General features: G+C 63.5%; 19 protein-coding genes. 13 read left to right on the top strand and 6 right to left on the bottom strand.

Translation table 11 applies throughout. The features are described 5' to 3' along the window. Positions 1-67: 67 nt before the first annotated feature. Genes WCJ41_RS09140 through speB form a run of 4 tightly spaced genes read left to right on the top strand, consistent with a single transcriptional unit; the run spans position 68 to position 3,877 of the window. Entirely contained in the window at positions 68-940 is an 873-nt protein-coding gene (locus tag WCJ41_RS09140; RefSeq protein WP_336905544.1) for an ABC transporter permease, read from the top strand. Then, complete coding sequence (locus WCJ41_RS09135) at positions 940-1,788, top strand: ABC transporter permease (RefSeq protein WP_336905543.1); 849 nt, start codon at positions 940-942, stop codon at positions 1,786-1,788. Before WCJ41_RS09140 ends, WCJ41_RS09135 begins: the two co-directional genes overlap by 1 nt. Before the next feature lie 5 nt (positions 1,789-1,793). Beyond that, positions 1,794-2,876, top strand: coding sequence for an ABC transporter ATP-binding protein (locus WCJ41_RS09130; RefSeq protein WP_336905542.1), 1,083 nt, complete (start codon positions 1,794-1,796; stop codon positions 2,874-2,876). Positions 2,877-2,881: 5 nt separating this feature from the next. After that, positions 2,882-3,877, top strand: coding sequence for an agmatinase (gene speB / locus WCJ41_RS09125; protein ID WP_336905541.1), 996 nt, complete (start codon positions 2,882-2,884; stop codon positions 3,875-3,877). A 3-nt stretch (positions 3,878-3,880) separates the two neighbouring features. Here speB and WCJ41_RS09120 read toward each other — a convergent pair whose 3' ends face one another. Beyond that, positions 3,881-4,999: an NADH:flavin oxidoreductase/NADH oxidase gene (locus WCJ41_RS09120; protein WP_336905540.1), complete on the bottom strand. Its 1,119-nt coding sequence runs from the start codon at positions 4,997-4,999 to the stop codon at positions 3,881-3,883. After that, positions 4,999-6,276, bottom strand: a complete 1,278-nt coding sequence (locus WCJ41_RS09115; protein WP_336905539.1) for an FAD-binding oxidoreductase — start codon at positions 6,274-6,276, stop codon at positions 4,999-5,001. Before WCJ41_RS09115 ends, WCJ41_RS09120 begins: the two co-directional genes overlap by 1 nt. An 83-nt stretch (positions 6,277-6,359) precedes the next feature. On the opposite strand from WCJ41_RS09115, the gene WCJ41_RS09110 reads away from it, so the two are divergent. Beyond that, positions 6,360-7,709 (top strand): glutamine synthetase family protein, encoded by a 1,350-nt coding sequence (locus WCJ41_RS09110; RefSeq protein WP_336905538.1) that lies wholly within the window; start codon positions 6,360-6,362, stop codon positions 7,707-7,709. A gap of 13 nt (positions 7,710-7,722) precedes the next feature. Beyond that, the gene (locus WCJ41_RS09105) at positions 7,723-9,336 is read left to right on the top strand and encodes a L,D-transpeptidase family protein (protein ID WP_336905537.1); all 1,614 of its coding nucleotides are present in this window, start codon (positions 7,723-7,725) and stop codon (positions 9,334-9,336) included. Positions 9,337-9,357: 21 nt separating this feature from the next. Here WCJ41_RS09105 and WCJ41_RS09100 read toward each other — a convergent pair whose 3' ends face one another. Beyond that, complete coding sequence (locus WCJ41_RS09100) at positions 9,358-10,497, bottom strand: citrate/2-methylcitrate synthase (RefSeq protein WP_336905536.1); 1,140 nt, start codon at positions 10,495-10,497, stop codon at positions 9,358-9,360. Positions 10,498-10,523: 26 nt separating this feature from the next. Here WCJ41_RS09100 and WCJ41_RS09095 point away from each other — a divergent pair, with 26 nt between their 5' ends. Then, positions 10,524-11,426, top strand: coding sequence for a phosphate acyltransferase (locus tag WCJ41_RS09095; protein WP_336905535.1), 903 nt, complete (start codon positions 10,524-10,526; stop codon positions 11,424-11,426). On the opposite strand, the gene WCJ41_RS09090 is transcribed toward WCJ41_RS09095, so the two are convergent. Both WCJ41_RS09090 and WCJ41_RS09085 read right to left on the bottom strand, forming a co-directional pair. Then, positions 11,423-12,511, bottom strand: coding sequence for an acetate/propionate family kinase (locus WCJ41_RS09090; RefSeq protein WP_336905534.1), 1,089 nt, complete (start codon positions 12,509-12,511; stop codon positions 11,423-11,425). The two genes, WCJ41_RS09095 and WCJ41_RS09090, sit on opposite strands and share 4 nt — an antisense overlap. Continuing rightward, on the bottom strand, positions 12,508-12,801 hold the full coding sequence (locus tag WCJ41_RS09085) for a cupin domain-containing protein (protein WP_336905533.1): 294 nt from the start codon (positions 12,799-12,801) through the stop codon (positions 12,508-12,510). Before WCJ41_RS09085 ends, WCJ41_RS09090 begins: the two co-directional genes overlap by 4 nt. 76 nt (positions 12,802-12,877) lie before the next feature. On the opposite strand from WCJ41_RS09085, the gene WCJ41_RS09080 reads away from it, so the two are divergent. The 4 genes from WCJ41_RS09080 to ispG are packed head-to-tail and all read left to right on the top strand — an operon-like array spanning position 12,878 to position 16,157. Further along, complete coding sequence (locus WCJ41_RS09080; RefSeq protein ID WP_336905532.1) at positions 12,878-13,351, top strand: transcriptional repressor; 474 nt, start codon at positions 12,878-12,880, stop codon at positions 13,349-13,351. After that, on the top strand, positions 13,351-14,121 hold the full coding sequence (locus WCJ41_RS09075) for a metal ABC transporter ATP-binding protein (protein ID WP_336905531.1): 771 nt from the start codon (positions 13,351-13,353) through the stop codon (positions 14,119-14,121). Before WCJ41_RS09080 ends, WCJ41_RS09075 begins: the two co-directional genes overlap by 1 nt. Before the next feature lie 5 nt (positions 14,122-14,126). After that, positions 14,127-14,927, top strand: a complete 801-nt coding sequence (locus tag WCJ41_RS09070) for an iron chelate uptake ABC transporter family permease subunit (RefSeq protein ID WP_336905530.1) — start codon at positions 14,127-14,129, stop codon at positions 14,925-14,927. A 6-nt stretch (positions 14,928-14,933) separates the two neighbouring features. Beyond that, complete coding sequence (gene ispG / locus WCJ41_RS09065) at positions 14,934-16,157, top strand: flavodoxin-dependent (E)-4-hydroxy-3-methylbut-2-enyl-diphosphate synthase (protein WP_336905529.1); 1,224 nt, start codon at positions 14,934-14,936, stop codon at positions 16,155-16,157. A 167-nt stretch (positions 16,158-16,324) separates the two neighbouring features. Here ispG and WCJ41_RS09060 read toward each other — a convergent pair whose 3' ends face one another. Beyond that, complete coding sequence (locus WCJ41_RS09060) at positions 16,325-17,203, bottom strand: polyprenyl synthetase family protein (protein ID WP_336905528.1); 879 nt, start codon at positions 17,201-17,203, stop codon at positions 16,325-16,327. A gap of 39 nt (positions 17,204-17,242) precedes the next feature. Between WCJ41_RS09060 and mtgA the strand changes: the two genes are divergently transcribed. Both mtgA and rpmF read left to right on the top strand, forming a co-directional pair. Continuing rightward, the gene (gene mtgA, locus WCJ41_RS09055) at positions 17,243-18,058 is read left to right on the top strand and encodes a monofunctional biosynthetic peptidoglycan transglycosylase (RefSeq protein ID WP_336905527.1); all 816 of its coding nucleotides are present in this window, start codon (positions 17,243-17,245) and stop codon (positions 18,056-18,058) included. A gap of 68 nt (positions 18,059-18,126) precedes the next feature. Continuing rightward, on the top strand, positions 18,127-18,312 hold the full coding sequence (rpmF, locus tag WCJ41_RS09050) for a 50S ribosomal protein L32 (protein WP_336905526.1): 186 nt from the start codon (positions 18,127-18,129) through the stop codon (positions 18,310-18,312). Positions 18,313-18,743 lie beyond the last annotated feature (431 nt).

Here is an 18,743-nt window from a genome sequence, read left to right as displayed (position 1 = left end):
GGGGTTGCCGTGGCGTGCCGTGCTGGGGTAGCTTCAAATAAGACGACACTGGGGGAGTGAACGCATCTTGGAGAACTGGAAGCAGAACCCGCGGGTCTTCTGGACCCTGGGGATACCTCCGTCGCTGTGGCTGTTGGCCTTTTTCATCATTCCGCTTGGCTTCCTCTTTGTCATGTCGTTCAGCGACAAGGCCATGGTCGATGGTCAGGTGTCGATCACCGGCTATGACTATCTGACTGGCTTCACGAACTACATCCGTGCCTTCGACTCGCTCTACCTCGGCATCATGTGGAAGTCGGTCTGGATCAGCGCGCTGGCCACCGCGCTGTGCCTGCTGACGGCTTATCCCATCGCCTTCGGCATCTGCTTTGCCAAGGACAAGTGGAAGCCGCTCCTGCTTCTGCTCGTGGTGCTGCCTTTCTGGATCAACCTGCTGATCCGCACCTATGCGCTGATCGCGGTGTTCCGAACGCAAGGCTATTTGAACAAGATCCTGGGCTGGGTGGGCCTTGGCCCCTACGAGATGCTCTACAACAACTTCGCCGTCGTCTTCGGGCTCGTCTATGTCTACATGCCCTTCATGGTGCTGCCGCTCTATGCCACCATCGAGCGGCTCGACAAATCCTACCTCGAGGCCAGCCTCGATCTTGGCGGCTCGCAGTTCCAGACCTTCATGCGCGTCACCGTGCCGCTCACCATGCCCGGCATCATCTCCGGCATCATCCTCGTCTTCATCCCGTGCCTGGGGTCCTTCCTCACGCCGGACCTGCTGGGCGGCGCCAATGCGCTGATGATCGGCAACGTCATCGAACGCCAGTTCAAGGCGGCAAATGACTGGCCCTTCGGCTCGGCGCTGTCCTTCCTGCTGATGTACGCCACTTTCGGCGCGCTGGCGCTGCGCTATCTCTTCACACTGCGCAGCAAGGGAGTGGACGTCTGATGGCCGCCCAGCTGAAACCGGGGCAGGGGCCCCTCGACTATGGCAGCCGCACCTGGCTCAAGGTGCTGTTCGCTGCCATCTTCTTCGTGCTCTATGCGCCGATCATCACGCTCGTCGCCTTCTCCTTCAACACCGACAAGCGCGGCGTCGTCTGGCGTGGTTTCACGCTCGACAATTACACAAAGGCCTGGAACAACGCCTCGCTGATCGAGGCGCTCACCAACTCTCTGGTGATTGCCGTGATCGCCACGGTCATCGCGACGGTGCTCGGCGCGCTCACGGCGCTGTTGATGTGGCGCTTCCGATTTCCCTTCAAGGGTGCCTATGAAGGCTTCATGGCGCTGCCCATCGTCATCCCGGAAATCTGCATGGGCGTGGCGTTGCTGCTGTTCTTCGTGAGTTCCGGCATGATGGGGCTCTTCGTCGCCCTCCCGTGGCCGCTGAACCTCGGCAACATCATCTTTGCGCATGTCACCTTCTGCTTCCCCTTCGTGGCTGTCGTCGTGCGTTCGCGGCTCGTCGGCTTCAACCGCCAGCTTGAAGAGGCCTCCAAGGACCTTGGTGCCAGCGAATGGCAGACCTTCTGGTCGATCATCGTGCCCTTCATGAAGCCCGGCCTCATTGCCGGCGCGCTGCTGGCCTTCACGCTGTCACTCGATGACTTCGTCATCACCTTCTTCACCTCGGGACCGGAAACGGTCACCTTCCCGGTGAAGGTCTATTCGCTGGTTCGCCGCGGCGTTTCGCCGGAAATCAACGCGGCCTCCACTGTGCTGATCGTCATCACCGTGGTTGCCACCGTCCTCGCAATGAAGCTCCAGGCGCCGCCCAAGGCGGACAAGGGTTGAACATCATGTCAGACTCCATCGTTTCCATCCGCAACGTCACCAAGGCCTTCCCCGGCGGCGTCACTGCCGTGGACAATGTCTCGCTCGACATTGCCCAGAACGAGTTCTTTGCGCTGCTGGGGCCCTCGGGCTGCGGCAAGACCACGCTGCTGCGCATGATCTCCGGACTCGAGACGCCGACTGGTGGCCAGATCATCATTGGCGGCGAGGACATGGCCTATACGCCACCCAACAAGCGGCCCACCAACATGGTGTTCCAGTCCTATGCGGTGTTCCCGCACATGACGGTGGAACAGAACGTGGGCTATGGCCTGAAGGTGACGGGTGTCGCTTCTGATGAAATCAAGCGCCGCGTGGGCGAGGCGTTGGAGATGGTGAAGCTCACAGCCCTCGCCAAACGCAAGCCTGACCAGATGTCGGGCGGCCAGCGCCAACGCGTGGCGCTGGCCCGCGCGCTCGTCAAGCGCCCAAAGGTGCTGCTGCTCGACGAGCCGCTCTCCGCACTCGACGCCAAGCTGCGTGACGACATGCGCATGGAACTGACGAGGCTTCAGGAAACCGTCGGCATCACCTTCATCATCGTGACCCATGACCAGGACGAAGCCCTCTCCATGGCGAGCCGCATCGCCGTCATGGACCGTGGTGCGGTCCAACAGGTGGCGACACCCACCGAGCTCTACGAACAGCCCAAGACGCGCTTCGTCGCCGACTTCATCGGCAAGGTGAATCTCATCGAGGCCCGCGTGCACCGCCAGATTGGCCGCAAGATCGACTGCGAGCTGAAGGGCGTGGGCCGCATGGAACTGGCCAGCGACAATCTGGTCGGCGGCCAGGTGGCCGTCGCGGTGCGCCCGGAGAAGCTCAAGATCGCCACCTCGGAACCCTCCACCGCCATCCGGGTTCAGGGCAAGGTGCGCGACGTCGCCTATTATGGCGACACGAGCCACGTCGTCATCGAGGCAGCCGACGGGCTCGACCTGTCGGTCAACGTCCAGAACGACACGCGTCTGGGTGGCTCCGGCGTGGAACGCGGCCAAAGCGTCTGGGTGTCCTGGGCATCCGAAGATTCAATCGTCCTTACGGAGTAGTCGTCATGTCGCTCGAAATGAACCCCAACGGCCCGTTCCCGGGTGATAGCGCATTTCGCCGCGAGAGCCTCAAGGGCACGCAGTGGGAGCCGACCTATGCCGGCGCACTCTCCTTCATGCGTCGCAAGTATTCACGAGACCTCAACGGTGTGGACATCGCCGTCACGGGCATTCCCTTCGACCAGGCTGTCTCGCACCGTTCCGGCACGCGCATGGGGCCGGAAGGTATCCGCAAGGCTTCCGCCGAGAATGCCTGGGGCCCGTTCTGGCCGTGGAAGTTCGATCCCTTCGACACGCTCGCCGTCATCGACTATGGCGACTGCTTCTTCGACTGGGGCCGCAAGGAGAATTTCCCCCAGCGCCTCGAGGACCACGCCACGGAGATCATTTCGTCCGGCGCCGAGATGATTTCGCTGGGTGGCGACCATTACGTCACCTATCCGCTCCTCCGGGCGCATGCCAAGAAATACGGCCCCCTCTCGCTCGTCCACTTCGATGCCCACCGGGACGTCGAGCCCGATGATGGCGGCCGCATCGACCATGGCACCATGTTCGGCTACGCGGTGAAGGAAGGCCTGATCGACCCGAAGAAGTCGGTCCAGATCGGCATCCGCACAGTGTTCGCGGGCGAACGCACCTATGGCTTCAAGATCGTCTATGCCGACGAGGTGCATGAGTGCACGCCTGCGCAGTTGGCCGACATCATCCGCAAGGTGGTGGGCGCCAACAAGGCCTACCTCACTTTCGACATCGACTGCCTCGATCCCTCCGTGGCGCCCGGCACGGGCACGCCGATTCCCGGTGGTCTCAGCTATCACCAGGCTGCTGCGGTCATTCGCAAGCTGACGGACATCAACTTCGTGGCGATGGACGTCGTGGAAGTGTCACCACCCTATGACCACGCCGACATCACCTCGCTGGCGGCCGCGTCACTGATCATGGAATATCTCTGCCTCAAGGCCTGGCAGAAGGGCGCCCGCGCCGCACCGCTTGCCGAATAGTCCTCAGCGAGCGGTTCCTAGCGCGCGGTCCTTGTTGCGCACCGCGTAACCGGCCTGCAGCGGCCAGTTTCCGTAGGTGTCGCCCGCAACCAGATCGCGCATGGCATGGAGCGGCCAGTTTGGGTCGTCCAGCGCTTGGCGGGCCAAGGCGATCAGGTCAGCCTGGCCGTTCTCCAGAATTCTCTCGGCGTCCTCGGCCTTGGTGATGAGGCCCACGGCGGCGGTTGCAACGTCGGCGCCCTTGCGCACGGCCTCTGCCAGAGGCACCTGGTAGAGCGGTCCCACCGGGATCGTGGCGCCATCGAACCCACTCGACGAGCAATGCACCACATCATAGCCGATGGCCTTGAGCTCCCGGGCATAGGCCACGCTGTCGTCAATCGTCACGCCGCCGTCGATCCAGTCGGTGACCGAGATGCGCACGAAGGCGGGCTTGTCCTTCGGCCACGCCGCACGCACCGCGCGCGCCACTTCGAGCGGAAAGCGCATGCGGTTCTCGAGGCTGCCGCCATAAGTGTCAGTGCGCTTGTTGGCGACGGGGGAGAGGAACTGGTTCAGCAGATAGCCGTGCGCCGAATGCAGTTCGATCATGTCGAAGCCTGCCTCTTCCGCGCGCTTCGTGGCGGCCACGAAGCCATCACGCGTGCGCGTGAGCCCAGCCACGTCGAGCCCTTCCGGCACCGGATAGGACATCGTGTGCCGCTCAGGCGATGGTGCAACAGAGGCCCATGACTCGAAGCCGAGTGCGGCCTTCTCTGCCTCCGTCTCGTTGAAGCCGCCGCGCCACGGAATGGGCGAGTTCGCCTTGCGCCCCGCATGGGCCAGCTGGATGCCGGCCTTGGCGCCGTTCTGGTGCAGAAAATCCACGATAAGCTGCAGCGGTGCGATTTGGGCGTCATCCCATAGGCCCAGACAGGCATAGGAAATGCGGCCTTCAGGCAGCACCCCCGCCGCCTCGGCGATGACGAGGCTGAAGCCACCCAGCGCAAAGCGGCCGAGGTGCACCAGTTGCCAGTCATTGGCCATGCCATGCTTTGCCGAATACTGGCACATCGGTGCGACGATGACCCGGTTCTTGAGGGTCATGCCACGATAGGTGACAGGCGAGAACAGCTTGCTCATCAGCTCAATGCGTCCTTCATTCGGTAATACAGCATGGCCGCTGCGAGCAGCGGAACCCGGATCGGGCCGCCGGGGAAAGGATAGTGCCGCACGCGCGACAGCAAGTCGAAACGTTCTGCCGTGCCGCGGATGGCTTCGGCCATCAGCTTGCCGTAGATGCCGGCCAGCGCCACGCCCTGGCCCGAGTAGCCGTGGGCATAATAGGCGGTGGAGCTGAGGCGTCCGCAGTCCGGAATGCGGTTGTTTGTGATGGCGATGTAGCCGCCCCAGGCGAAGTCCACTCTCGCGTCACGCAACTGCGGGAAGATGTTCACCATGCTCTTCTTCATGTCGGGCGCGAGGTGCGCAGGCTCCATGGTGGTGTAGCTCGCCCGCCCGCCGAACAGCATGCGCGTGTCGGAGGTGACACGGAAGTAATCAACGATGAAATTGGTGTCAGCCACGGCCTCACCGTCACGGATGAGCGCGCGGGCGCGGTTCTCGCCCAGCGGCTCGGTGGCGATGATGTAGCTCGTCACCGGCAGCACCTTGCCGTAGAGCTTCGGCACCAGCCGGCCCAGATAGGCATTGCAGGCGATGATCACGAAACGCGCATTCACCTTGCCATGGGCAGTGCGCACGAAGGGCTTGGAACCCGTGTCCACCTCGATAGCCGGTGAGTGCTCATGCACAACCGCGCCCGCTTCCGCCGCCGCGCGGGCAAGGCCCAGGCAATAGTTGAGCGGATGGAAATGGCCGGCACCGCCCTCGCGCAGGGCGCCGTGGTAATGCCGCGTACCGAGCTTGTCCGCGAGCTGTGCAGTGTCGAGGATCTGCGTATCGGTGTAGCCGAGTGCGTCCCACTCGTCCTTCCATGCCTTGAGCTCATCCATGCGGTTGGGTTTGGGCAGCACATGCAGGTAGCCCCACTTGATGTCGCAGTCGATGTTGTAGCGCCTGATTCGGTCCACCAGCAGGCGTTTCGATTCTTCCGCGATGGCGAAGCACTTGCGGGCATCGTCCTTGCCCAGCTGTGCTGCGATCTTGTCCTGACCGGAGGAAAAGCCGGTGCAGATCTGCCCGCCATTGCGCCCGGAAGCTCCGTGGCCGACGGTTTCAGCTTCCAGCACCACAACCCTGTATCCGGCTTCTGCCAGCTCCAGGGCCGCAGAAAGCCCCGTATAACCGGCCCCCACGATGCACACATCGGCGGAAATTTCGCCTTTGAGCGGGGGGTAAGCGGGTGAGGTGGTTGCGGTGGCCTGGTAATAGCTGGGGGCGAAAATGGATTTCGACATGATGCAAAGGGTTTAGCGGCCCCCCTTTTGTTTGGTCAAGCATCCGCGCTACATTGGGTTGTTTCAACAATCCTTGGAATATCATGACCCAATCGCGATTTGAGGAATGGCTGCACGAGCACAAGATCAGCGAGGTGGAATGCCTCGTGGCCGACATGAACGGCACGGCGCGCGGCAAGATTCTTCCGCCAAAGAAATTTCTCTCCGGCAACCGCTCCCGCGGTCTGCGCATCCCTGAAGAAGTCTTCACGCTGACGATCAACGGCCGCTACACGCAGGACACCCGTGCGGTGTCCGACAGCGCCATCGACATCTACATGAAGCCCGACCCGGACACGATCCGCTTCGTGCCGTGGTACCAGGAGCCGACCGCGCAGGTGATCTGCGATGCATTCCACCTCGATGACGAGCCGGTGCTGATCTCGCCGCGCCACGTGTTGAAGCGCGTGCTGCAGGCATATAAGGAGAAGGGCTGGAAGCCGATCGTGGCGCCTGAGCTCGAGTTCTACCTCGTCAAGAAGAACATCGACCCCGATTATCCGCTCGATGCCGCAGTCGGGCGTTCGGGCCGCAAGGAACCGGGCGGCCAGGCCTATGGCATCGACGCCGCCAACGACTTCGACCCGATCGTCGAGGACATCTATGATTATTGCGAGGCACAGGAACTCGACGTCGACACGCTGAGCCACGAAAGCGGCCCGGCTCAGCTCGAGATCAACTTCAACCACGGCGACCCGCTGGAGCTCGCCGACCAGGTGTTCCTGTTCAAGCGCACGGTGCGACAGGCCGCGCTGAAGCATGACATGTATGCAACCTTCATGGCGAAGCCGCATGAGAATGAGCCGGGCTCCTCGATGCACATCCACCAGTCGGTGATGGACATCAAGACCGGCAAGAACATCTTCGCCAACAAGGATGGCACGCCTTCCAAGGTGTTCCTGAACCACATTGGTGGCCTGCAGCGCTATCTCGCGGCGGCGCTGTCGCTGTGCGCGCCGAACGTCAACTCCTACCGTCGCCTTGTGCCGGAGTCGGATGCACCGACCAACGTACACTGGGCCATCGACAACCGCACCGTGTCGCTGCGCGTGCCGTCGTCAGACCCCAGCAACACCCGCGTTGAAAACCGCGTGCCCGGCGCGGATGCCAACCCCTATCTCGCCTTCGCGGCCTCTCTGGCCTGCGGCTACCTTGGCATGATGGAGCGAATCAAGCCGTCGGAACCTGTCACCGGTTCGGCATACCGCTATGCTCACACCCTGCCGATCAGCCTCGACGAGAGCCTGGACAAGCTTAATTATACGAAACCCTTGAAGCAGGTGCTGGGCGAAAAGTTCTGCGAGGCCTATAACGACGTGAAGTATGAGGAGATGCAGAACTATCGCCGCGTGATCAGTTCCTGGGAACGCGAATACCTTCTGCTCAACGTATAAGGGCCAACGACAGATGCGGACGGCGACGAGACTTATCCTTGCAATGCTGCTGTGGGCAGGTTTTGCCGCCACCGCCTATGCCGCACCCGCCACGCCACCAGCTCCGGAGGTGCAGGCGGCGATTGCCGATGTGCTGAACGGGCAGGAGCGCCTGCCGCTGCCGCTGGAACGCATTCGTCCCGCACTGATCGCGCACTACATCCGCGACCAGGCGCCGGTCTACTGGATCGGCACCGGTCGCATGACGCCCTTCCTGCAGCGACTTTCCGATGCGGGTGATGATGGGTTGAACCCCGCCGACTATCCAATCGATGCCCTGATCGAACTGCGCGACACCATCGACCCGGCGGATGCCGACAGCGCGGCTCTCGCTGAGTTGTTCTACACGGCCTTCTTCGTGAACTATGCCACCGACCTGAAGATTGGTCGCCTCACCCCGCAGAAGGTGGACCCCAAGAATTTCCGTAATCGCAAGACCGTCGACGTTCTGGCCATCATGACGGGCTTTGCCGGGCAGGCTGATCCGGGCGACTTCCTCGATACCTTCGAGTCCCACAACCCGCATTACCAGGCGCTGAAGAAGATGTTGTCGCTCTACCGCGCCATGTCGGAGTCAGTCGATTGGGATCCGATCACCATGGCCGGCGACATCAAGCCGGGCGACAGCGACCCGCGTATCCCTGCGATTCGCGAAAGGCTGATGCTCACGGGCGATCATCCCGGCGGCGGTGATGACGACGGTGACGTCTATGATTCCTCCACCGTCCTGGCGGTGCGCAGCTTCCAGCTGCGCAACGGCCTCGAGGCCAAGGGCCTGATCGGAAAGCAGACGATCCTTGCCCTCAATGTGCCGCCAACCGACCGTGCCCGCCAGGTCATGCTCAACATGGAACGCTGGCGCTGGATGCCGGAGGATCTGGGCAATCACCATTACATGGTCAACCTGGCGGCCTTTGAACTCAACGAAGTCCAGAACGAGGATATCATCGATCGCATGGACGTTGTGGTGGGGGCCGTCGCCACACAGACGCCCGAGTTTTCCGACGAATTGGAATATGTCGAAATCAACCCGACATGGACGGTGCCCTATTCCATCGCCACCGGCGAGATGCTGCCGAAGCTGCGCCGCAACCCCTCTGCCTATGCCGCTGAATTCGAAGTGTTCATGAACGGCAAGCTCACCTCGTGGAGCGGCATCAACTGGAACGCCTATGGCAAGGGCAACTTCCCCTTCACCTTCCGCCAGAAGCCGGGCCCTAAGAATGCGCTGGGCAAGGTGAAGTTCATGCTGCCCAACCCCTACAACATCTACCTCCACGACACGCCGGCCAAGGACAAGTTCCTCGCCACCACGCGCGCCTTCAGCCATGGCTGCATCCGCGTGTCGCGGCCGATGGACCTGGCTGATCACCTGGTGGGGGATGTCGTCGGCTGGCCGCAGCAGAAGATTGATGCCGCTTTCGCTGGTGGCAAGACCACGCGCGTGTCGCTTCCCCAGCACATCCCCATCCACCTGATCTATGCCACCGCCTATGAGGGCGATGGCGGCAGCATCGAATTCCGGCCGGACATCTATGGCCGCGACCGCAAGCTCGATGCCGCGCTCACGGGCAAGCCGTCCAGCTGATCAGGATTGCTTCAGCCTCGTTCAGCGTTGTGACATCGGCAGGTAGTCGCGCGCTTCCGGCCCGTCATAGAGCGTCAGCGGACGGATGAGGATGTTGTTCTGCAGCTGCTCGATGCACTGCACCGTCCAGCCCGGCACGCGGCCCACCGCGAAGATCGGCACGAAGAGATCGGGCGCGATGCCATTCAGGTAGTAGATGACGCCCGAGTAGAAATCGACGTTCACGTTCACGCCGAAACGCGCATAGGGTTTCATGGCGTCCACAACCGCCTGCAGGATGGCGAACCACTTGGGCTCGCCCATTTCGCGGGACAGCGTCTCGACTCCGTCACGCATGTGCCGCGCGCGCGGGTCCTCGGTGCGGTAGACGCGGTGGCCGAAGCCCGTGACGGCCTCGCCGGCTGCTCGCTTGGCCTTCACATACGCCGCGGCATTTTCTGGCTCGCCAATCACCTGCGCCATGCGCATCACGTCCTCGGCTGCACCACCATGGGCGGGGCCCGAAAGTGCGGCGATGGCCGAGGTCATTGCGGCATGCAGCGTGGCCTCGGTTCCGATCACCACGCGTGCGGTGAAGGAGGAAGCGTTGCTGCCGTGCTCGGCATGGAGGATCAGGTCGCGATCCATCAGCTGCGCACCCTCGATGGAGGGCTTGCGGCCGGTGATCATCCACAGGAAGTTGGCGGCGTGCGACAGTGCCATGTCAGGCTCCGGCACCGGCCTGCCGTTGCGGATCGCCTCATGTGCGGCCACGATCATCGGCACCTGCGAGGCAAGGCGGATGCCCTTGTCGCGGGTTGCCTCCACCGAATTGTCATAGGCGGCGGGGTCGAAGCCCGCGAGTGCCGAAACGGCGGTGCGCAGCACGTCCATGGGGTGTGACTGCTTCACCGTCTCGATGATCGTCAGGATTTCCCTCGGCAGCTTGCGCGCCGCCTTCAGCCGGGCGTCGAATTCGGCAAGCTGGGCTGCGGTCGGCAATTCGCCATTGAGCAACAGGTAGGCCGTTTCCTCGAAGCTCGAGTGCTGTGCAAGACCGTGGATCGAATAGCCGCAATAGCGCAGCTCCCCTGCCTTGCCGTCGATGAATGTGGTGCCCGAGCGCTCGAAATAGACGCCTTTCAGGCCGCGGTGGATTTCGATCTTTTCTTCTGCTGACATGGCCACCTACCGGAAAGAGAGTCCTGATGAGCGTGATTGACGAAGCCAAGGCCAAAATCAAGGGCAGAGGTCTGAAACTTGTGATGCCAGAGGGCGAGGACGAGCGGATCAGGGCCGCCGCCGAGCGCTTTCGCCGCGAAGGCCTGGCCGAACCGATCGTGTTCGGCGCCGATGATGTGCCGGCTGCGACACAGGCGCATGTCGCCCTTGTGCAGGCCCGGCGCGAGAAGATGTCGGACGCCATGGCGGTGCGCTTGCTGAGGAAGCCTCTCTATCGTGCGGGTGCTGCCGTTGCCACAGGCGAAGCACATGCCATGCTGGCGGGCGCTGCAAATCCCACGGCGCGCGTCATCGAGGCGGCGCTGATGACCATCGGCCCGGCGGCGGGAATCGAAACGCCGTCGAGCTTCTTCCTCATGCAATGGCCTGACCGGCGATTGGTATTCGCCGACTGCGGCGTCAACATCCAGCCCAACGCGGCGGAACTCGCCGACATTGCCATCGCCTCCGCCGCCAGCGCCGCACGCTTTCTGGGCGAGGAGCCGCGCGTGGCGCTGCTTTCTTTTTCCACCAAGGGCAGCGGCAGCCATCCGGATGCCGACAAGGTTGTCGAGGCCCTGCGCATCGCCCGGGCGAAGGCGCCGCATCTCAAGATCGACGGCGAATTGCAGGGCGATGCCGCACTGTCACCCATCGTCGCCGCAAAGAAGCTGAAGGAACCGAGTGACGTTGCAGGCCGCGCCAATGTGCTGGTCTTCCCGGATCTCGACGCCGGCAACATCGCCTACAAGCTCACGCAATATCTGGCAGGTGCACAGGCCATGGGCCCCGTGCTGCAGGGCTTCGCGAAGCCGGTCTCGGACTTGTCGCGCGGGGCCACTGTGGATGATATCGTCGCCACCGGCGCGTTGCTTCTGGCGATGAGCTAGACCAGTTCCTTCACGCCGCGCGCGATCGTCAACTCCTCGTTGGCGGGAACGACATAGACATTCTCCGGCCCGATCCCCAGCCATTTGAGGTGGCCCATGATGCGGGCGCGCACCGCCTCGGCATTCTCGCCCACGCCACCAGTGAACACCATGGCATCAACGCCGCCGAGCGCCGGCACCAGCGATGCGGCATGGCGCGCGGCGGAATAGCAGTAATAGTCCACCGCCTCGCTCGCTTCGGTGCGGTCGCTGGCCAGCAGCACGCGCATGTCAGCCGATATGCCGGAGAGGCCGAGCAGGCCGCTCTTCCGGTAGAGGAGGTCTTCCAGCTGGTCGAGGCTCATGTGCTCGTCGCGCATCAGCGCCACCAGCACGCCGGGGTCGATGGACCCGGTTCGCGTGCCCATCACGAGGCCATCGGCGGTGGAGAAACCCATGGTGGTGGCAACGCTCTTGCCATCGAAGATCGCGCACATCGAGGCGCCGGAGCCAAGATGCGCGGCAAGCAGGCGGCGGGGCAGGGGCTTTCCTGAAACGTGCGGCAGCGCCTCCACAACGTGCTGATAGTTCAGGCCGTGGAAGCCATAACGCCTATAGCCCATGTCGAAATAGTCGCGCGGCAACGGCAGCCTCGTCGCGAGTTCCGGCTGGGTCGCATGGAAGGCCGTGTCGAAGCAGGCGACGTTCGGCACCTCTGGCGCCACGCGGCGCATCTCGCGCAGCACGCCCAGGCCGAAGGGCAGGTGCAGCGGCGCCAGCATGCGCAGCGCGTCGAGGTCTTGCTGGATCGCGTCGTTGACCACGGTTGGCGTCACATATTGCGTGCCGCCATGCACGATGCGGTGGCCGATGCCATCGAACTGCGAGGGTTCATGGCCGTTGTCCGCCAGCCACTCGGCCGCCACCAGAAGTCCATCGCTCGGGCTGGTCACATGCGGCACGTCGCGGCCGGGATGGCCCTCGACCTCGAGCCGCGGCCTGGAGCCAATCCCTGAGACCTGCCCGCGCAGGAGCAGTTCCAGCCTGCCGTTGAACATCGCGAACTTGAGCGAGGAAGACCCCGCGTTGAGAACCAGGAACTTCACTTCAACTCGATCTCGATGAAGGCATATTCGGTGTCGTTGGCGTTGATCACGTCATGCTCGACCCCGGCATGGCGGAAATAGGGGACACCCGCCTTCATCTCGGCATGGGCCGGGCCGGTGGGGGTTTCGAGCCGCACCTTGCCGTCCATCAGCGGGACAACCACATAGTCGAGGCCATGCTTGTGCCAGCCGGTGTTGGCGCCGGGCGCGAAGCGGTATTCTGTGACGATCACCCGGTCATTTTCGATGAAAACCGTGGACTTGGCGGTTCCGTGGGTGTGGTCGGTCATGGCGGCACTCCTGAAATTTCGTGGGCATGGTGGATGGAACTGGAACTTGCCGCAAGCATGTTATATTATAACGTTCATGGCCTTCCCTGCGCCCCACCACAACCACGCCACATGCACCGCCGAGCTCCTTGCCCGGGCCGAGCGCACCTGCGAGCGGCGCGGCTCCCGCCTCACCGGCCAGCGCCGCGAAGTCCTGAACTGCGTGGCCGAAAGCCACTCCGCCGTGGGCGCCTATGACATCATCGAGCGCATGGCGGGCCATGGGCCCAGGCTCGCGCCCATCACCGTCTATCGCGCGCTCGACTTCCTCGAGGCACACGGTCTCGTCCACAAGATCGAGAGCCGCAACGCCTTCATCGCCTGCACCCACCCGCATGAGGGCAAGCCCGCCGCCATGCTGGTCTGCGAAAAATGCGGCCTCGTCGCCGAACTTGATGCGCCGGAGATGTTCGAGGCGCTGCAACTGGCCGCCAACTCGCAGGGCTTTGCGGTGCATCGCAGCGTCGTGGAACTCACCGGCCTGTGCGCCGCCTGCGGGAAGGGAAGCTGATGCTGAAGGTCACCAACGCACTCCTCAGCGCCCGCGACGCCACGCTCATCATCGGTGGCCGCACCATCCTGGACAAGGTGAACCTCGACGTGCGCCCCAACGAGATCGTCACTGTCATCGGCCCGAATGGCGCAGGCAAATCGACGCTCATCCGCTGCCTCTTGGGCCTGCAGCCGCTCACCTCGGGCGAGATCATTCGTTCCAAGTCCCTGCGCATCGGCTATGTGCCGCAGAGATTCCCGCTCACCTCCAACGTGCCGCTCGACGTGCGCCGCCTGCTGTCGCTGACGCTGAAGCCCACCGAAGGCGAGATCGACGACGCGCTGGCCGAAACCGGCATCTCGCACCTGAAGGACGCCAAGGTCGCGCGCCTCTCCGGCGGCGAGCTGCAGCGCGCGCTGCTGGCCCGCGCCCTGCTCAGGAAGCCTGAGCTGCTCGTGCTGGACGAGCCCGTGCAGGCGGTGGACTTCATGGGTGAAGCCCGCATGTACGAGCTGATCTCAGAGGTCAGAAAGCGCCATGGCTGCGGCATCCTCATGGTCAGCCACGACCTGCACATGGTGATGGCGGAGAGCGACCACGTCGTCTGCCTCAACGGTCACGTCTGCTGCGAAGGCGGCCCCACCAAGGTGCAGCAGGATCCGGAATTCGCCAAGCTCTTCGGGCCTTCTGCAGCGCGCATGATCGCGGCCTACACGCACCACCACGATCATGACCACGAAAGCCATGACTGCGGCCATGACCATCACAACCACGATCACCGGCACTAACCGCTGTGCTTGACATCCTCACCCAACCCTTCTTCCAGCGCGCCCTTCTCGCGGGCCTTGCGATCGCCTCTGTGGCAGGCCCCGTCGGCTGCTTCATCGTGTGGCGCCGCATGGCCTATTTCGGCGAAACGCTGGCGCATTCAGGACTCTTCGGGGTCGGTCTCGGCCTGCTGCTCGGCTTCAGCCTCACATTGGGTGCAGTGGCCACCGCCGTCGCCGTGGCACTGCTGCTCATGCTGATGAAGAGCCAGCGGATACTGGCCACCGATACGCTGCTCGGCATCCTGTCGCATTCCTCACTGGCGCTCGGCATCGTTACCGTGGGCCTCGTCACCGGATCGGCGGGCGACCACATGGACCTTTTGTTCGGCGACATCCTGACGGTCAGCTGGCGGGACGTTTCCGTCGTCTGGGCCGGGGGTGCCGCCGTGCTGCTGATCCTCGGATTCCTGTGGCGAGACCTCATCGCCATGTCGGTGCATGAAGAACTGGCCCAGGCCGAGGGCATCAACGTCAAGCGCGTCGAACTGGGCTTCGTGCTGCTCATCGCGCTGATGACGGCGATCTCCATGAAGATCGTCGGCCTGCTGCTGATCACAGCGCTGCTGGTGATCCCCGCCGCCGCCGCCCGCCGCCTGACCAACAGCCCGGAAACCATGGCGCTGGTCTCTGCCGCCATCGCCTGCGTGGCGGTGGTCGTGGGGCTGGCGCTCTCCGCCTTCGCCAATGCTATCACCGGGCCGGCCATCGTCCTCTCGGCGGGCCTGCTCTTCGTCTTGACCTTGCTTCGTCCTCAGGCCAGTTAATCACCCATGAGCTATTCCGCGATCAAGAACCGCCGCAAATCCATCCCCGTGAAGGTAGGCCACGTCACAGTTGGCGGCGGTGCCCCCATCGTCGTACAGTCCATGACCAACACCGATACGGCCGATGCCGAGGGCACCGCCCAGCAGACTGCGGCACTCGCCCGCGCCGGCTCGGAACTGGTGCGCATCACGGTGGACCGAGAAGAAGCAGCGAAGGCCGTCCCCCATATCCGCGAGAAGCTGGATCGCATGGGGGTCAACGTGCCGCTGGTGGGTGACTTCCACTACAACGGCCACACCCTGCTGAATGACCACCCTGCCTGCGCCGAGGCGCTGGCCAAATACCGCATCAACCCCGGCAATGTCGGCTTCAAGGAGAAGAAGGACCGCAACTTCTCGATGATGGTCGAGACGGCGATGAAGTTTGACCGCCCGGTGCGCATCGGCGTCAACTGGGGCTCGCTCGACAATGCGCTGCTGACCGAACTGATGGACCAGAACGCCAAGTCCGCCGACCCGATGGACGTTCGCGAGGTGATGCACGAGGCGGTGGTGCAGTCCGGCCTCATGTCTGCGGCGCGCGCGGTGGAACTGGGGCTCGCGAAGGACAAGATCCTGATCTCAGCCAAGTGCTCCGAGGTGCAGGACCTGATCGCCGTCTATCGCTCCCTCGCCGCACGCTGCGACTTCGCGCTGCATCTGGGCCTCACCGAGGCCGGCATGGGCTCCAAGGGCATCGTCGCCTCGACGGCCGCACTCGGCGTGCTGCTGCAGGAAGGCATCGGCGACACCATCCGCATCTCGCTCACGCCGGAGCCCGGTGGTGACCGCAGCCGCGAAGTGATTGTCGCGCAGGAAATCCTGCAGACAATGGGCATCCGCAGCTTCGCGCCAATGGTCATTGCCTGCCCTGGCTGCGGCCGCACCACCTCCACCACCTTCCAGGAACTGGCGCAGGACATTCAGTCCTACGTCCGCAGCCGCATGCCCGACTGGCAGCGCGACTATCCGGGCTTCGAGACGCTGTCGCTCGCGGTCATGGGCTGCATCGTCAACGGTCCTGGCGAGTCAAAGCACGCCGACATCGGCATCTCGCTCCCCGGCACTGGCGAATTGCCCGCTGCACCGATCTTCATTGACGGCAAGAAGGCCATGACGCTGCGCGGCGAAGATATTTCGGAGCAGTTCCAGGCCATCGTGGAAGACTATGTGAAGGGCCGCTGGGGGTAACCCGTCATCGTCCTCTCCCGCAAGGCGGGAGAGGAGGGGGCCCCAACGCAGTTGGGGTAGGAGAGGGGAAGTGAAGTGCCGATCGATCGTCCTTCACTTCCCCTCATCTACCCGCTGCTTCACAGCGGGGCCCTTCTTCTCCCGCTGAAACGGGAGAAGACGAGATGTTATCTCCGTCTCTCCACAATGAACCGCGCCGCCTCGTTCAGCACGCGGGCCTTGTCGCCGTAGCCAGCCAGGCTCTCCACCGCCTCGTCCACCAGCGCCGCCGCGCGACGCTTGGCCTCGTCCATTCCCAGCAGGTCCACGAAGGTGGCCTTGCCCATTGCCTTGTCCTTCTGCGTCGCCTTGCCCAAGGCCTCGGGCGTCGACTCCACATCGAGAATGTCATCGGCGATCTGGAAGGCGAGGCCGATCTTATGCGCATAGCGGATGAGTGGCGCGGGGTCGGCCTGCCCAAGCATTGCACCCGCCTCGCAGGCATAGCGGAACAGCGCGCCCGTTTTCAGTGACTGGATGAGCCCGATGTGCGCGAGCTCCGCGGCATTCTGCGTCTCCGCCTCGATGTCCAGCATTTGGCCGCCCACCATGCCGGCCACCCCGGCCGCCTTCGCGAGCTTCGAGACCAGCGCCACCCGCACGCCTGCGTCTGGATGAGTGGCCTCGTCAGCCAGGATTTCGAAGGCATAGGTCAGCAGGGCGTCCCCGGCGAGGATGGCGGTCGCCTCGTCGAAGGCCTTGTGGGCGGTGGGCTTGCCGCGGCGCAGGTCGTCGTCGTCCATGGCGGGCAGGTCGTCGTGCACCAGCGAATAGCAGTGCACGCATTCCAGTGCCGCACCAGTCCTAAGTGCGCGTTCGCGCGGCACGCCGAACAGGGTGGCCGATTCGACCACCAGGAAAGGCCTTAGCCGCTTGCCCTGGCCAAGCGCCGAGTAGCGCATGGCCTCGGTCACCCGCGGGGCAGGGAAGGCGTCAAGGGGCAGAAGCCGGTCGAGCATGGCATCGGTTTCGGCAGCGCAGCGGGCAAGGGCATCCTGGAAGGACAAGGCGAAATTCCTGTGCTAAGGCCGCTTCTGATTAGGGTCATGGCCGAAGAAACTCAACCAGCAGCCGTTCAGACAGCGGAACCGTTCCACGCCGTGGAAGCGGAGGCCGCACCTTCCGTCGATCCCGAGCCTGAGCCACCTCCACCCATGCGCCGGTCCCTGAAAAATCGTCTCCCGAAAAACCGCTGGCTGCGCTGGGGCGTCTATCTGCTGGGCTTCCTGGTTGCCTGGCCCATTGTCATGACGCTGGTCTATGCCGTGGTGCCACCGCCCTTTTCCAACATCATGTTGCTGCGCGCCCTGTCCGGCAACGGCATCGACAAGCAATGGGTGAGTCTGGATGACATGTCTCCCGCACTTCCCCGCGCCGTCATCTCCTCCGAGGACGCCCGCTTCTGCGAGCACAATGGCGTGGACTGGATCGAGTTCCAGGGCGTGATCGAGGACGCCATGGACAAGGACGAGGCGCCGGTTCGGGGTGCCTCGACGATTCCCATGCAGACGGCCAAGAACCTGTTCCTGTGGGACGGCCGCCTTGCCATCCGCAAGCTGATCGAAATGCCGCTCGCCCTGTGGATGGACTTCGTCTGGTCCAAGCGCCGCATGATCGAAATCTACCTCAATATCGTGGAATGGGCTCCGGGGGTCTACGGGGCCGAGGCGGCAGCCCAGCACCATTTCCGTAAGTCTGCGAAAAAGCTCACGAAAAAGGAGGCAGCCCTGCTGGCGGCGGTGCTGCCGAACCCCATCAAGCGCAATGCCGGCAAGCCGTCCAAGGGGGTGCGCGGCGTCGCCAACCGGATTCTCATCCGCATGGCTGGCATGGGCCCCTATCTGACTTGCCTTGAGCGCTAGTCTGGGTTATGAGCCCCCCAACTGAAGGGCGTGGGCCGTTCCCGGCGCCTTTTCCGATGGAGTTTTAAATGGCCGTTCCACGCAAGAAAATGTCCAAGAGCCGTATCGGCATGCGCCGTTCGGGCCACCATGAGCAGACCGTGACATGGGTCGAGGACAAGAAGTCGGGCGAGCTTCGCCGCCCCCACCACATCGACCTGAAGACCGGCCTCTACAAGGGCCGCCAGGTTCTCACGGTGAAGGCCGAAGGCTAAGCCTTCCGCCACCGCGGACGCTTTGAAGCCAGCCTCCGGGCTGGCTTTTTGCGTTTTCCCTGAATGCCGTCCACCAGGCGAGTGAGCATCTGTTGGCGTTATCCCGGCAAAAACCCATGTTTTGCCGTCATCCCGGCGAAGGCCGGGATCCAGCTTTGTGTGCCCCCACAAGCTCCCCAGTATTTCACCTCCCCCGGGCTCGAGCCGGGGGTCCTTTTCTCCGACCAAAAGAAGATGCCCCGGTCAAGCCGGGGCAAGGTGATGGGGGAGCGCGCCGTCCCAACAGCTCCTCGCCACTGCGCGGGGCGAGGGGGAAGGGACGGGAACAAAATCGTTCTTGACTTTACTCCTATCATATGCTATATATCCGTCCACTCCCCCCAACTGGGGTCCTGCTCATGACGGTGAGCTCGGGCGGGGTGGAGGGCAGG

This window comes from Aestuariivirga sp., from assembly GCF_037139295.1.
Lineage (GTDB): Bacteria > Pseudomonadota > Alphaproteobacteria > Rhizobiales > Aestuariivirgaceae > Aestuariivirga.
This window is presented reverse-complemented; position numbering and strand designations above follow the sequence as displayed.